The following is a 14,717-nucleotide window of genomic DNA, read 5'->3' as shown; positions in this document are numbered from 1 at the left end:
CTGCGGCGCCGGACCGGCGGGGCGACCGGCCGCGTCGGCCACCCCGCCCCGGCGATCAACCGTCCAGCTGCTCGATGGTCGCGTTGGACGGGCCACGGCTCGCCCGGAGGTCGCGGGCCACGTCCTCGGCCGCGCCCAGAACCCGTACGGCGTTCTGCCAGGTCAGCTTGGCCAGGTCGGTGCTCGACCAGCCGCGGTCCAGCAGTTCGGCGATGAGGTTGGGGTAGCCGGAGACGTCGTTCAGGCCGTCGGGCGTGAAGGCGGTGCCGTCGTAGTCGCCGCCAATGCCCAGGTGGTCGATGCCGGCGACCTCGCGCATGTGGTCCAGGTGGTCGGCGACCGTGGACACCGTGGCGACCGGGCGCGGGTTGCTCTCCTCGAAGGCGCGGTGCACCTTCATCGCCTCGGGGGTCGTGTCGAGGTGGTGGAAGCCGTGGGCGCGCATGTTCTCGTCGGCGGCGGCCGTCCAGTCGACGGCGGCCTGGAGGACGAACTTCGGCACGAAGGTCACCATCGCGACGCCGCCGTTGCCGGGGAGGCGCTCCAGGACGTCGTCGGGGATGTTGCGGGGGTGGTCGCACACCGCCCGGGAGGAGGAGTGGGAGAAGATCACCGGAGCGACGGAGGTGTCGAGCGCGTCGCGCATCGTCGTGGCCGCCACGTGCGAGAGGTCGACCAGCATGCCCTCGCGGTTCATCTCCCGGACCACCTCGCGGCCGAAGGCCGTGAGGCCGCCCGCCGCGGGTACGTCCGTCGCCGAGTCCGCCCACGCGATGTTGTCGTTGTGGGTGAGGGTCATGTAGCGGACGCCGAGCGCGTACAACGCGCGTAGCGTCGCGAGAGAAGCGGCGATGGAGTGGCCGCCCTCCGCGCCCATCAGGGAGGCGATGCGGCCCTCGGCGCGGGCGGCCTCCATGTCGGCCGCCGTCAGCGCCGGGCGCAGGTCCTGCGGGTAGCGCGCCAGCAACTGCCGTACGCAGTCGATCTGTTCGAGGGTGGCGCTGACCGCCGTGTCCCCGGCGTAGTCCGACCGCACGTACACCGACCAGAACTGCGCGCCCACGCCGCCCGCGCGCAGCCGCGGGATGTCGGTGTGCAGGTGGGCGCCCTGGTGGCCGGCGATGTCGCGGGCGTCGAGGTCGTAGCGGACCTGTTCGCGCAGGGCCCACGGCAGGTCGTTGTGGCCGTCGACGACCGGGAACTCGCGCAGGAGTTCCCGGGCTGCCTCCAGGGAGGTCATCGTCGTCACTTCCCCGAGCCGAAGCCGAAGCCGGCCGCGCCCTCCACCTTGGCGCGCAGGCGCTTGCCCTTCTCGGTGGCCTGGTCGTTCAGGTCCTGCTGGAAGTCCCGCATCTTCTGCAGCAGGTCCTCGTCGTGGGCGGCGAGGATGCGGGCGGCGAGCAGACCGGCGTTGCGCGCGCCGGCGACCGAGACGGTGGCCACGGGCACGCCGGCCGGCATCTGCACGATCGAGAGCAGCGAGTCCATGCCGTCGAGGTACTTCAGCGGGACCGGGACGCCGATGACCGGCAGCGGCGTGACCGAGGCGAGCATGCCGGGCAGGTGAGCGGCTCCGCCGGCCCCCGCGATGATCACCTTCAGGCCGCGCTCGGCCGCCTGCTCGCCGTAGGTGACCATCTCGCGCGGCATACGGTGCGCGGAGACGACGTCGACCTCGTACGCGATCTCGAACTCGTCGAGGGCCTTGGCGGCTGCCTCCATGACGGGCCAGTCGGAGTCCGACCCCATGACGATGCCAACAACGGGGCTCATTCGGTGATCGTGCCTCTCAGGTAACCGGCAGCGTGACGCGCGCGCTCGAGAACGTCGTCCAGGTCGTCGCCGTAGGTGTTGACGTGGCCGACCTTGCGGCCGGGCTTCACGTCCTTGCCGTACATGTGGATCTTGAGCTGGGGGTCGCGGGCCATGCAGTGCAGGTACCCGGAGTACATGTCGGGGTAGTCGCCGCCGAGGACGTTGACCATGACCGTCCACCTGGCGCGCGGGCGCGGGTCGCCGAGGGGGAGGTCGAGGACGGCCCGGACGTGGTTGGCGAACTGGGACGTGATCGCGCCGTCCTGGGTCCAGTGGCCCGAGTTGTGCGGGCGCATCGCCAGTTCGTTGACGAGTATGCGGCCGTCGCGGGTCTGGAACAGTTCGACGGCGAGGTGGCCGACGACGCCGAGTTCCTTGGCGATGGTGAGGGCCATCTCCTCGGCCTTGAGCGCGAGGGCCTCGTCGAGGTCGGGGGCGGGGGCGATGACCGTGTCGCAGACGCCGCCCACCTGGCGGGACTCGACCACCGGGTAGGCGACGGCCTGGCCGTGCGGGGAGCGTACGACGTTCGCCGCGAGCTCCCGCGCGAAGTCGACCTTCTCCTCGGCGAGGACCGGGACGCCGGCGCGGAACGGCTCGGCGGCCTCCTCGACGGAGTCGACGACCCAGACGCCCTTGCCGTCGTAGCCGCCGCGGACGGTCTTGAGGACGACGGGGAAGCCGTCACCCTCCGCGCCTTCGGGGAGGCCCTCGCGCGCGAACGCGGCGACGTCCTGCGGGTCGCTCACGATCCTGTGCCGTGGGCAGGGGATGCCGATCGCGTCGAGCTTCGCGCGCATCACACCCTTGTCCTGGGCGTGCACGAGCGCGTCGGGGCCGGGGCGTACGGGGATGCCGTCCGCTTCCAGGGCCCTGAGGTGCTCGGTGGGTACGTGTTCGTGATCGAAGGTGATCACATCGCACCCGCGCGCGAAGTCGCGCAGCGTGTCGAGGTCGCGATAGTCGCCGACGACGACATCGCCGACGACCTGCGCCGCGGAATCCTGAGGGGTGTCACTGAGGAGCTTGAATTTGATGCCCAGCGGAATGCCCGCCTCGTGTGTCATACGAGCGAGCTGGCCTCCGCCGACCATGCCGACTACGGGGAACGTCACGCCCCTAGGGTATCGGCCACGCCGGGGCGACCCTCTTACCGGACTTTTCCGGGTCTCTTCCCGGTCTCTGAGCTCGCCCACAGGCAATCGCGAAGGGGGGTGGTTAGCATGGCTGAGTTGACGAAACCGACCGACAAATCGACCGACAGGAGCCTTCACGACCATGGGACGTGGTTCCTCGGGGCTTCATACGGCGCCTCCGGTACCCCGCAGTGCCGTACGGCAGCGCGTCGACCGGCTGGTGCGTGAGGTCGCCAAGTTCGGCGCGGTGGGTGGGACCGGGGTCCTGGTCAACTTCCTCGTGTTCAACCTGGTACGGCATGTGACCGATCTCCAGGTGGTGCGGGCGAGCGTCATCGCGACCGTCGTCGCGACCCTCACCAACTACGTCGGCTACCGCTACTTCACGTACCGCGCCCGTGACAAGAGCCGCCGCACCAAGGAACTGAGCCTGTTCCTGCTGTTCAGCGTGGTCGGCCTGGTGATCGAGAACGGTGTGCTGTACGCGGCGACGTACTGGTTCGGCTGGGACAGCCCGCTGCAGAGCAACATCTTCAAGTTCCTGGGCATCGGTGTCGCGACGCTGTTCCGGTTCTGGTCGTACCGGACCTGGGTGTTCCGCGCGCTGCCGGGTCAGGAGCCTGCCGCCGGCGCGGAATCGTTCCTGGAGACGCGCAAGCAGCCGGAGAAGCCTCGCGTGAGGCAACGGGTGGGCTGACGTAGCCGGCGTCGAAGGCGCCCGCTACCTGACCGTCGGCCCCGAAACCTGTGTCGGCTTCGGTGGGGGCGTGCGGGAGAGGAACAGGGCTATGACCGGGGGGTTCGCCTGGAGCATTTCCAGGCGGCCGCCGTCCGCCTCCGCGAGGTCGCGGGCGACTGCCAGGCCGATGCCCGTGGAGTTGCGGCCGCTGATGGCGCGCTCGAAGATGCGGGCGCCCAGGTCCGCCGGGATGCCCGGGCCCTCGTCGGTGACCTCGATGACCGCCTGGTTTCCGGTGACGCGGGTGCGCAGCGCCACCGTGCCGCCGCCGTGCATGAGGGAGTTCTCGATCAGGGCCGCCAGCACCTGCGCGACCGCGCCCGGGGTGCCGACCGCCGTGAGGTGGCGTTTGCCCGAGCTGACGATCGCCCGGCCCGCGCTGCGGTACGCCGGGCGCCACTCCGCCAGCTGCTGCTGGATGACCTCGTCGAGGTCGAAGGTGACGGCGGAGCCGTTGCGCGGATCGCGGGAGTTGGTCAGGAGGCGTTCGACCACGTCCGTGAGGCGCTCCACCTGCGTCAGCGCGATGGTCGCCTCCTCCTTCACCGTGTCGGGATCGTCGGTGAGGGTGATCTCCTCCAGGCGCATGGACAGGGCCGTGAGCGGGGTGCGCAGCTGGTGGGAGGCGTCCGCGGCGAGGCGGCGCTCGGCTGTGAGCATCCGCCCGATGCGCTCCGCGGAGGCGTCCAGTACGTCCGCCACCCGGTCCAGCTCCGGGACGCCGTACCGCTTGTGACGGGGGCGGGGGTCGCCCGAGCCGAGGCGTTCCGCCGTCTCCGCCAGGTCGGTCAGCGGGGAGGCGAGGCGGTTCGCCTGGCGCACCGCCAGCAGGACCGCCGCGATCACCGCCAGCAGCGCCACCGCCCCGATGATCAGCAGCGTACGGCCGACCTCGCGCGTCACCGACGAGCGCGGCTCCAGCACGGTGACCGTCTCGCCCTCCTCGCCCGTCTCGGTGGCGCTGATGACGTCGCCGGTGGGCCTGGTGCCCACCTCGATCACCGGTTTCCCCGGGATGCGGATCTGGGCGTAACGATCCCCCTGGATCTGGTCCCGCAGCACCGAGGCGTCCACGGTCTCGTCGCCGAGGAGCCGGCTGTCCACGATGCTGACCAGCCGAACCGCCTCGGTGTCCACGCGCTCCTGCGCGGTGCTGGTGATGGTCCGCGTCTCGACGATCACGAGCGACACGCCGAAGACGGCGATGACGACGAGAACGACGGCGAGCGTGGACTGGATCAGTCGACGACGCATGTCCTGTTACTTGTCCGTGTGGCCCGCAGGCTCAGCTTTTCTCGAAGCGGAAGCCAACGCCCCGCACCGTGGCGATGTAGCGGGGGTTCGCCGCGTCGTCGCCCAACTTCTTACGCAACCAGGAGATGTGCATGTCGAGCGTCTTGGTCGACGACCACCAGGTCGTGTCCCACACCTCGCGCATCAACTGGTCCCTGGTGACGACCCGCCCCGCGTCGCGCACGAGCACCCGCAGCAGGTCGAACTCCTTGGCCGTGAGCTGGAGCTCCTCGTCCCCCATCCACGCCCGGTGCGACTCGACGTCGATCCGCACCCCGTGCGTGGCCGGCGGCTGCTGCGGCTCGGCCGCCCCGCGCCGCAGCAGGGCCCGGACCCGGGCGAGCAGCTCGGCGAGGCGGAACGGCTTGGTGACGTAGTCGTCGGCGCCCGCGTCCAGACCGACCACGGTGTCCACCTCGTCGGCGCGCGCGGTCAGGATGAGGATCGGCACGGCGTGGCCCTCGGAGCGCAGGCGGCGGGCCACCTCCAGGCCGTCCATGCCGGGCAGGCCCAGGTCCAGCACGACCAGGTCGACGCCGCCCTGCATTCCTGCGTCGAGCGCGGTGGGGCCGTCCTCCCGCACCTCGACCTCGTACCCTTCCCGGCGCAGGGCACGGGCCAGCGGCTCCGAAATGGACGCGTCGTCCTCGGCGAGCAGTACACGGGTCATGAGCTGATGGTAGTCCGCCCAGGACAAGAGCTGGGGTGTGATCGGGAGTCTTGATTCTTACTCACTTCTGGCCTGTCTCTTACCTTCGGCCCTGTGGTACAGACCATACGTATGAAGTGCGATCCTGGAAAGGACCTTGGAAAGGGCGTCTGCGGTTCCCTCGACACCTGTGATCCGTATCTCAAGTCCTTCCATATCCGGCAGTGTCCTGACGTATGGTGACTCCACGCCTGTATCACTGCGGGGACCTTCGGCGCACTTGACGCTGGGGGTCTCTTTCATGTGCGGACTGAAAAAGGAATGACCTGTGGCCGGGCCCCCGAAGGCGGGCCATACCCGCCGGCGCCGGCCGCCCCCCACCGGGCGCGTGACCGTTATACGTCGGTGCGCGTCCCGACCAGCAAGGATCGACCATGGCGTCCAGCCTGACGAAGGACTCGGCCTCCCCGGGCACCCCCGGCTCCGAGAAGACCTTCTTCGGCCACCCCCGCGGTATGGCCACGCTTTTCATGACGGAGATGTGGGAGCGCTTCTCCTGGTACGGAATGCGCGGCATCCTCGTCCTCTACTTGATCGCGGGTGTCCTCGACGGCCCCCTGGCGGGCCGGGAAGCCCTGGCCGCCTCGATCTACGGCGTGTACAACGCGGTCGTGTACATGGCCGCCATGCCCGGTGGCTGGGTCGCGGACCGCCTCTGGGGTGCCCGCAAGGCGGTGCTCGTCGGCGGCATCGTCATCGCCGCCGGCCACTTCACGCTGGCGATCCCCGCGGACGCCGCCTTCTTCTGCGGTCTCGGCCTGATCGCGATCGGCACCGGTCTGCTGAAGCCGAACATCTCCGCGATGGTCGGCGGCCTCTACGAGGGCCAGCCCAGCGCCCGCCGCGACGCCGGTTTCACCCTCTTCTACATGGCGATCAACATCGGCGGCATGGCCGCCCCGCTGGTCGTCGGCTACCTCGGCGAGAACGTCGACTGGCACCTCGGCTTCGGTGTCGCCGGTGTCGGTATGACCCTCGCCGTCATCCAGTACGTCCTCGGCGGCCGCCACCTCGGCGACATCGGCAAGCACCCCGGCACGCCGGCCTCCCCCGAGGAGAAGCGCGCCGCGCTGCGCAAGGTCGCGCTGTGGGGTGGCATCGCCGTCGCCGCGCTGCTGGTGGACATCGCGCTGGGTACGTACGACATCGAGCACATCGTCAACGTGCTCGCCATCCTCGGCATCGTGGTCCCGATCGTCTACTTCGTGACGATGTACCGGAACCCGGCCCTGGCCGCCGAGGACAAGCCGAAGATCCAGGCCTTCGCCTGGTTCTTCGCCACCGCCGTGCTGTTCTGGATGATCTACGACCAGTCCGGTTCGCTGCTGACGATCTTCGCGGACGGCAAGACCGACCGCATGATCGGCGGCTGGGAGTTCCCGGCGTCCTGGTACCAGTCGGTGAACCCGGCCATGGTCATCGTGCTGGCCCCCCTCTTCGCCGCGCTGTGGGTGAAGCTGGCCCGGCGCGACCGCGAGCCCAGCACGCCCATGAAGTTCGCCCTGGCGATGCTCCTCATCGGTGGCTCGTTCGGCATCATGGGCCTGGCCGGCGCCGCCGCCGCGAACAGCGACACGGGCAAGGTCACCGTCTTCTGGCTGCTGAGCGTCTACCTGGCGCAGACCCTCGGCGAGATGTGCCTGTCGCCGGTCGGCCTGTCCCTGTCGACGAAGCTGGCGCCGAAGCAGTTCGTGGGCCAGATCATGGGTCTGTGGTTCCTGGCCACCGCGACGGGCAACGCGCTCAACGGCTGGACCACCAAGCTCAACGCTCCGCTGGGTGACGCCGTGTACTACACGATGTGGGCCGTCATCGCCGTCGCGGCCGGGCTGGCGTTCATGATGGCCGGGCGGAAGATCCGGGCGCTGATGGGCGACGTGCGCTAGCGCGCTGCTTGAGCCGACGGGGGTCGCTGGGATCCAGGTGGGTTTCAGCGGCCCCGTCGGTTTCTGTACTGTGCGCGGTTCCCCGCGCCCCCAAGAAGGGTCGGTCAGCGCATCCCTCGCCTGGGCATGAAGGTGAACACAGCGCCGCCCAGCAACAGTGCCGTTCCTGCCACCAAGCCCAGCGCCTTCAGCGACCCGTGATCCTCCGCCCCCGTCGCCGCCAGACCCCCGTCGGTCGACGAGCCGCCTGCCGAACCCCCTGCCGAACCGCCGCCCGACGCGCCGCCCGGCTGTTCGGAGGTGTCCAGGGTGAGGGAGACCTCGGTCTTCGTCGGGGTGCAGGTCGTCGTCGTGCCCAGGGCCTTCACCGTCAGTACGCCCGGGGAGAGGGTCGACTCGCCGCTCGCGCCCGGCTTGTAGGTGCCGGTCAGGTCCGGGATCTCGATCGGGTCGCCCGCCTTGATGGCCTCCGCGTTGGTCGGGCCCTCGACGTGGACCGTGCCCTTGTCCGCGCCGCCCAGGACGACCTCCATCGACGGCTTGACCGAGTCCTTGGGGATGTCGGCGGGGCTGTCCATCACCGACTTCTTGAACCGGACGGTGAGGTCGAAGTTCCCGCCGTTCTTCTTGGCGTCGATCTGGACCGGCGAGGTGGCCTTCTTGTCGCCGATGGGCGTCTTGCACTCGTAGGGGACCTGGACCTCCTTGCCGGTGAAGTCCGTCCGGCCTCCGCCGCCGCCTCCGCCCGTGCTCGACGAGCCGCCCGCGTCGCCGCCCGTCTCGCTCTCGCTCGGCGTCGGACCGGAGGATCCCGTGGGCGGGCCGGTCGGCACGGTGGTCGGCAGCGTCGGCACGCTCGTCGGCAGCGTCGGGACGACCGTCGGCAACCCTCCCGTCGTACCTCCCGAACTCCCTCCCGCGTCCGTCACCTTGATGGTCGCGGCCGGCTTCACCGTCTCCTTCGGCGCGCACTTGGTGTCGGTGGAGATCGGCTTGCTGACGTTGATGTTGTACGCGTCAGGCGTCAACGTCACCTCGCCCGGTGCCGTCAGCTTCAGCTTGCCCTTCATGTCGGACAGCTTCATGTCGCTGTTCTTCGGGATCGGCGGGTTCTGCCGCGGCCCCTGCATGGCGAGGTCCGCGGTCTGCGCGCCGGCCGCCTTGAGGGTTCCCGTCGGCTGGACCGTGTCCTTGTCCAGGTCCAGGATGTCGGGGTTCTTGGACGCCGCCTGCACGAACTTCCAGACGATCTCCACCTCGTCGCCGACCTTCGCCTGCGCCGGTGCGGTGATCTCCACCTTCGTCGTGCCCTGGACCGGCGGCAACCCGGAGATGGCGGGCGGGACGCACTCGGTCGCGTACGACACCTCCGCGGCCTGGGCGGGCCCGGCGGACACGCCGAGCAGGATGCCCGCGCCGCCGAGCATCAGGGCGACGCCCGCCGCGCCCCCTCTTGTCGGGCTTGCCGGTGTGACTCTCCTTCGCTTGCTCACGGGGGTCCCTTCCTGGTCGGAGCCGTAGGACTCGTACGACTCGTCGGGCTGTCGTCGTGCGGTGCGGAGAGCCGACCGGCCGTGCCCGGGTCGTTGTCCGGGGTGAACCACGGCAGGGTCGAGGACGAACGAGCGGCGTGCCTCGCCTCTTCGCGGGGCCTCAACCCCGGCAGGCGCAGGGCCAGTTCGGGCAGGCGCAGCCCACGGTGGCGGGCGGTCTGCCGCGGCCGTACCCGGTCCACCACCGCCATCCCCGCACGGAACAGCGCCGCCGGCACGACCAGGCAGGCCAGCGTCCAGAACAGCGGCACGCCCCAGGGCCGGCCCACGCCCCAGGGCTGTTCGGCCATCACCTTGCCGCCGTACTTCAGGGAGACGGTGTAGTCGCCGTGCGCCCCGGCGGCGAGCTGCACCGGCAGTTCGATCCGCGCCTTCCCGCCGGGCCGGATCGTGCCGCGCCACTGCTGTTCCTCCCACTGCGGGGCGAACACGCCGTGCGCGGTGCCGACCTGGAAGACCGGGTTCCGCACGGCCGAGGTGCCCACATTGCCGACCGTGAAGACGAGCGTGCGCGTGGGCGGCGCCCCGAACCAGGTGAGCAGGCCGCTCGATCCGTCCAGCCGGGTGTCCGTGAGGACCGACAGGCGTCCGCCGGCCGCCTCCGCCGGCAGCGGCTCGACGGCGTGCCCGGCCACCTGGAAGACGGCGTCGGCCTCGGCCTTCGCCCCGGTCACCGTCGCGACGTGCACCGCGCACGGGCACGGCACGGGCGGCTCGGCCACCGGCAGCTTCCTGCTGAAGCGCCCCTCGGCGTCCGTGGTCACGGCCCTGCCGTCCGCGTTGGCGCAGGAGTTGGTGCCCCCTCGTACGCCGGTCGACGGCACCGACTGGCCGCAGATCAGGATCATCAGCAGGGCCCGCGCGCGCCAGCCGCTGCCGGTCACCGTGATCGAACCACCCGTCCCCGCCTGGGACTTGGAGAGCTTCACGACGGGCGGGGCGTCGGCCGCCGACGCGGTCACGGCCGCCGTCGGCGGCAACAGCAGCGCCAGTACCGTCAGCAGCGCCGAGATCCGCACCCTCCCGTTCACGTCCCCGCTCCCGTCAACTCAGCTGTGCTGTAGGGCTGTTCGGGCTCGGCGGCGGTCCCGCCGCCGTCGTGCGGCCTACGACGCCTTCGACGCCGTAGGGCCCAGAGGGCGCCCCCAGCCGCCACCGCGCACCCGGCGATCCCCGGCACCACGCCCGGCGGCACGAACCGCGCCGACGCCTGTGCCGTGTCGCTCGCCCCGCCCGCCGCCGTCACCGTCAGCCGCACGTCCACGGCGTCCAGCGCGGGCCGGTCCGGCCAGGGCTCGGTGAGCTTCGTACGGCTGCCCGGGGGCAGGGCGGCGGGGAGGGTGCGCGGGGCGCGGTCGAGGAGGCGGCCGAAGACACCGTCGGCGCGGACCGCCAGGGTCGGGGTGAGGGTTGTCGTACCGCGGTTGACCAGCTCGTACGCGATGCCGTCGCCGCGCACCGCCACGTGTTCGACGGTCAGTGCCGTCAACTCCGGGCCGGTGACGCGGAGTCTGAGCGGGACGGCCCGGGAGCGGCCGTCGGTGTCGCGCGCGACGATCTCGCCGGAGCGGTCGCCGGGGGCCGTGCCCGTCGGGGCGGCCACCGTGAACGGGACCTCGGCGCGGGTGCGGGCCGGGATCCGGACCGGGCTGTGCGCGAAGGCGATCGGGACGCCGGTGCCGTGCAGCCGTACGGTGACCGCCTCGTCGCCCCGGTTCGTCACGGACACCGTGTCCCGCAGCACCGTGCCGGGCTCGCCCTCGGCGTAGAAGGCCGGCCGGCCGCCGCCCGAGGGCGCGACGGACCAGCCCTCGGTGGCGCTCGCCGCAGGGGCGGCCGCGAGCACCAGCGGCAGGAGCAGGCACGGACACAGGACACGGACGGCTGACGACATCGGCGGCTCCAGCGGTGATGCGAAACGGTCAGCGGCGGGCCGGCTGCCCCCTGCGCGTCAGCCACAGCGCGCCCGCCGCGCCGACGAGCAGGACCGTGCCGCCGAGGGTGCCCAGGGCGATCGCCGAGTCCTCGGGGCCGGTCTGCGGGAGCTCCGCGCCGGAGTCGGAGCCGCTCTGACTCGTGCCGCCCGCGCCGGCCGCCGCCGTCACGTCGAGGGTCAGCGAGGGCCCGGGGTTGTTGGTGGGGGTGCACGTGGTCGTCGTGCCGAGGGCCTTGATGGTGAGCACGCCCGCCGTGAAGGTGACCTCGCCGGTCTTCTTCGGGGTGTACGTCCCCGTCAAGTCGTTGATCTTGATGGGGGTGTCGGCGGGAATCGCCTCCTGGTTGGCCGGGCCGGTCACCGCCAGGGTGCCGTTGTCGGCGCCGCCCAGCTTGATGGTGGCGCTCGGTTTCATCGCGCCCTTGCCCAGTTCGACCGGGCTGGACGAGACGCCCTTCTGCCACGACATGGTGATCTTGTAGCCGCCGCCGCTCTTGACGCCCTTGATGTCGATGGGCGAGACGGCACTCTTGTCACCGATCGGCGTCTTGCAGGCGTAGTTGACGTCGACGACCTCGGCCCGGGCAGCGGGGGCGGCCATCAACACCGCCGAGCCGGCCAGGGCCGCGGCGGTCGCGAGCACGGCGGTTCGCTTCTGCTTCGACACGGTCCCCTCATTCCTGACGGCACATCAGATCGGCCGTCAAGGTACGCCCGGGGCCTTGAGGAGGGAAGACACGGCGCACGCCGGAGTTGTGACGATCCGGCGTGCGCCGAGTGGAGGGGCTGACCCTCGGTAACTCAGCGTCGGGCCTGGCCCAGCACCTCGGGCAGCCCCCACCGCCGCAGCACCTCGGGCACGGCCACGGTCCCGTCGGCCCGCTGGTGCTGCTCCAGGATGGCGGGGAGCAGCCGGCTGGTGGCGAGGCCCGACGCGTTGAGAGTGTGGACGTACGCCGACTTGCCCCCGCCGTCCGGGCGGTACCGGATGCCGCCGCGACGGGCCTGGTAGGCGCGGGCGTTCGACACCGAGCTGACCTCGGCGTACCCGCCCAGGCTGGGCAGCCAGACCTCCACGTCGTAGGTCTTGGCCTGCGCGGGGCTGGTGTCCCCGGCGGCGAGCTTGGTGACCCGGTGATGGAGGCCGAGCCCCGCGACCAACTCCTCCGCCCGCGCGAGGAGTTCGAGGTGCGCGGCGTCCGAGTCCTGCGGTCGGGCGAACTGGAACAGCTCCACCTTGTTGAACTGGTGGCCCCGCAGCGTCCCGCGTTCAGCCGTGCGGTGGCTGCCGCCCTCCCTGCGGTAGCAGGGCGTGTAGGCGACGTACCGGCGCGGCAGTTCCCGCTCGTCGAGCGTCTCACCGCGATGGAGGTTGACCAGGGCCGTCTCGGCGGTGGGCAGCAGGAACCGCTCGGGACGGCCGCCCTCGCCCTCCTCCACCACGAAGACGTCCTCGGCGAACTTCGGGAACTGGCCCGCCGTATAGCCGGCGTCGTAGGTGAGCAGATGCGGCGGCAGGACGAACTCGTAGCCCGCCCGGCGATGGGCGTCCAGGAAGTGGTTGAGCAGCGCCCACTCCAGGGCGGCGCCCTCCCCCCGGTAGACCCAGTGGCCGTGGCCGGCGAGCGCCGTGCCGCGCCCGTGGTCGACGAGGCCGAGGTCCTGGCTGAGCCGGACGTGGTCCCGGGCGGGGAACCCGAAGGCCGGCGGGGCGCCCACGCTCCGTACGACCTCGTTGTTCTCCTTGCCGCCCGCCACGACGTCGTCGTCCGGGAGGTTGGGCAGGGCGTCGAGGAACTCCTGGTGGCGGGCGGCGAGGCGAGCGAGGTCCGCCTCGGTTGCGGTGAGCCGGTCGGTCAGGGCCTTGGCCTCGGCCCGCAGTTCCTCCGCGGGGGCGTCCGTACGGCGTCGTTCGGCGATCTCGGCCGAGATCCGCCGCCGCTCGCCCCGCAGCCGCTCCACTGCCGTACGCAGCACGCGGAACTCCGCGTCGAGGGCGAGAAAGGCCGGGAGGTCGGCGTCCACAGCGCGTTTGCGCAGGCCGGCGCGGACCTCGTCGGGGTGTTGTCGGATGAGGGTGACGTCGAGCATGATGCGCGCTCCGTCCGGTCGGCCGGGGCGCACGGTCCGCCCCGGGGTGGTCCCTCGGGGCGTGGGCGAGAGGGTGCTCGCGGTGCCACCACGCCTTCACCGCCGCACGTCACCCTTGTGGCCGTACGACGGACTCGTTCGGGCCCGATGACGGGGGCCGGCCGGCGGGGCATTTCCTCCCCGCACTCGGGAGTGGATTCACCCGGAGCGCGAGGCCGCCTTCACAACGACCGGCGGCTCTCTCGGCTCGCGGATCCGGGCTACTGGTCTCCGTCAGCGCGTTGCCGAGAGGGTAAAGCAGCACCTCAGCGCCGCGGAACCGATTTTTCCGTACGGCCGGACGGGCGCCCTATGCCGGTGCGCCCAGCTCCGCCCACACCGTCTTGCCCGCGAACCCGGGGGTCCGTACGACCCCCCAGTCCAGGCACAGCCGCTGCACGATGAACATGCCGTGGCCGCCGGGCCGGCCGGCGCGATGCGGGGTGCGGGGGGCCGGCTGGCCGGTGCCCTTGTCGGAGACCTCGACGCGGATCACCTTGTTGTCGCAGGCGATCCGCAGTTCGTCGGGACCCTCGGCGTGCAGGCAGGCGTTGGTGACCAGCTCGGAGACGACGAGCAGCACATCCTCGGCGGCGGCCCGCTGGTCGGCGCTCGCGGCGGGCAGCCAGCCCCACGCGTACAGCGCCTGGCGGGCGAAGTCACGGGCGAGCGGCACGACTCCGCTCTGGCCCTCGAAGTCCAGCCGCCGGACCTGACGCCCCGCCGGGGCCCCGGCGGACGCCTCGGACCCCTCGGACGCCCCGGAAGCGCCGCTGGGCTCAGGGCCGCGGTCGCCCGGCGAGAAAGGCCGGGTGGTGCTCATCAGCGCTTCACCTCACCGATTCACCAGTTCAACGTTCACACGATTCAGAAGTCAGTACGCGGAGTCAGTACGTCAGTACACAGTCCTTGCCTGATAGGTCGGTCACAGTCCCCACCCCCGGTGGCCGACATCACAGCCGACACGTTCAGGGAGTCTCCTGCCCGACCGCGCCGAGGGAACACCCCCGTATTCGGCACGAATGACGTGACGTCCGATGCGGGGTCGGGCGGGAGGGGTCAACCCGACCCGTCGGCCGTGTCGGACAGGGCGGATTCGAGCGAGTCGTGGACCGTGAAGACCGCTCCGGCCCCTGTGATCTCGAACACGCGCGCAACGGCGGGCAGCATGCCCGCGAGATGCACCCCGCCACCGGCGGCCTCCGCTTTCAAACGCGCTCCGAGCAGCACGTTCAGTCCTGTGGAGTCACAGAACTCCAGCCGCGAGCAGTCGACGACCAGTCGGCTGAAGCCCTTGTCGAGGCAGTCCTCAAGTGGCCCACGCAACAAATCGGCGGTGTGGTGGTCCAACTCACCCGCCGCGGTCACGACGGCGCTGGAGCCCTCTTCCCGCACCTCGACCAGAAGTCGGCCAGACTGTGCGCTGCCGACCGTCCCGCGGTCCATGCCGTCTCTCACTCCCGACGTCGTGGCTGCTGACTGACGCTCCCGAACACTACGCCTTCCCTACGCCCTCCAAC

At 71.1% G+C, this 14,717-nt stretch carries 14 protein-coding genes; 2 read left to right on the top strand and 12 right to left on the bottom strand.

What is annotated here, in order from left to right; genetic code table 11:
• Positions 1-55: 55 nt before the first annotated feature.
• From ABZ078_RS04910 to ABZ078_RS04900, 3 genes are read right to left on the bottom strand one after another with little or no spacing between them, the layout of a single operon-like run.
• Positions 56-1,240, bottom strand: a complete 1,185-nt coding sequence (locus tag ABZ078_RS04910) for a dipeptidase (RefSeq protein WP_356571715.1) — start codon at positions 1,238-1,240, stop codon at positions 56-58.
• Positions 1,241-1,245: 5 nt separating this feature from the next.
• Positions 1,246-1,773, bottom strand: coding sequence for a 5-(carboxyamino)imidazole ribonucleotide mutase (purE, locus tag ABZ078_RS04905; protein ID WP_356571660.1), 528 nt, complete (start codon positions 1,771-1,773; stop codon positions 1,246-1,248).
• Entirely contained in the window at positions 1,770-2,930 is a 1,161-nt protein-coding gene (locus tag ABZ078_RS04900; RefSeq protein WP_356571658.1) for a 5-(carboxyamino)imidazole ribonucleotide synthase, read from the bottom strand. Before ABZ078_RS04900 ends, purE begins: the two co-directional genes overlap by 4 nt.
• Before the next feature lie 163 nt (positions 2,931-3,093).
• Between ABZ078_RS04900 and ABZ078_RS04895 the strand changes: the two genes are divergently transcribed.
• Positions 3,094-3,648, top strand: coding sequence for a GtrA family protein (locus ABZ078_RS04895; protein WP_356571657.1), 555 nt, complete (start codon positions 3,094-3,096; stop codon positions 3,646-3,648).
• A 24-nt stretch (positions 3,649-3,672) separates the two neighbouring features.
• On the opposite strand, the gene ABZ078_RS04890 is transcribed toward ABZ078_RS04895, so the two are convergent.
• Together ABZ078_RS04890 and ABZ078_RS04885 are read right to left on the bottom strand one after the other, a co-directional pair.
• Positions 3,673-4,944: an ATP-binding protein gene (locus ABZ078_RS04890; RefSeq protein WP_356571655.1), complete on the bottom strand. Its 1,272-nt coding sequence runs from the start codon at positions 4,942-4,944 to the stop codon at positions 3,673-3,675.
• Positions 4,945-4,975: 31 nt separating this feature from the next.
• Positions 4,976-5,653, bottom strand: a complete 678-nt coding sequence (locus ABZ078_RS04885) for a response regulator transcription factor (protein ID WP_356571653.1) — start codon at positions 5,651-5,653, stop codon at positions 4,976-4,978.
• Positions 5,654-6,066: 413 nt separating this feature from the next.
• Between ABZ078_RS04885 and ABZ078_RS04880 the strand changes: the two genes are divergently transcribed.
• Entirely contained in the window at positions 6,067-7,578 is a 1,512-nt protein-coding gene (locus ABZ078_RS04880) for a peptide MFS transporter (protein ID WP_356571651.1), read from the top strand.
• A gap of 104 nt (positions 7,579-7,682) precedes the next feature.
• Here ABZ078_RS04880 and ABZ078_RS04875 read toward each other — a convergent pair whose 3' ends face one another.
• The 7 genes from ABZ078_RS04875 to ABZ078_RS04845 form a co-directional block, all read right to left on the bottom strand.
• Entirely contained in the window at positions 7,683-9,005 is a 1,323-nt protein-coding gene (locus ABZ078_RS04875) for a hypothetical protein (RefSeq protein WP_356571713.1), read from the bottom strand.
• A 62-nt stretch (positions 9,006-9,067) separates the two neighbouring features.
• Positions 9,068-10,162: a hypothetical protein gene (locus tag ABZ078_RS04870; protein WP_356571649.1), complete on the bottom strand. Its 1,095-nt coding sequence runs from the start codon at positions 10,160-10,162 to the stop codon at positions 9,068-9,070.
• Positions 10,159-11,025: a hypothetical protein gene (locus ABZ078_RS04865; protein WP_356571647.1), complete on the bottom strand. Its 867-nt coding sequence runs from the start codon at positions 11,023-11,025 to the stop codon at positions 10,159-10,161. The genes ABZ078_RS04870 and ABZ078_RS04865 overlap by 4 nt, the downstream gene beginning before the upstream one ends.
• A gap of 28 nt (positions 11,026-11,053) precedes the next feature.
• On the bottom strand, positions 11,054-11,734 hold the full coding sequence (locus ABZ078_RS04860) for an LPXTG cell wall anchor domain-containing protein (protein WP_356571645.1): 681 nt from the start codon (positions 11,732-11,734) through the stop codon (positions 11,054-11,056).
• A gap of 134 nt (positions 11,735-11,868) precedes the next feature.
• A complete protein-coding gene (gene serS / locus ABZ078_RS04855; RefSeq protein ID WP_356571643.1) occupies positions 11,869-13,158 on the bottom strand; it encodes a serine--tRNA ligase in 1,290 nt (429 codons plus the stop codon).
• A gap of 349 nt (positions 13,159-13,507) precedes the next feature.
• Complete coding sequence (locus tag ABZ078_RS04850) at positions 13,508-14,020, bottom strand: ATP-binding protein (RefSeq protein ID WP_356571641.1); 513 nt, start codon at positions 14,018-14,020, stop codon at positions 13,508-13,510.
• Between the two features lie 236 nt (positions 14,021-14,256).
• Complete coding sequence (locus ABZ078_RS04845; RefSeq protein WP_356571639.1) at positions 14,257-14,643, bottom strand: STAS domain-containing protein; 387 nt, start codon at positions 14,641-14,643, stop codon at positions 14,257-14,259.
• Between the last annotated feature and the right edge of the window lie 74 nt (positions 14,644-14,717).

Source organism: Streptomyces sp. NPDC006385 (assembly GCF_040612485.1).
Classification (GTDB): Bacteria; Actinomycetota; Actinomycetes; order Streptomycetales; family Streptomycetaceae; genus Streptomyces.
This window is presented reverse-complemented; position numbering and strand designations above follow the sequence as displayed.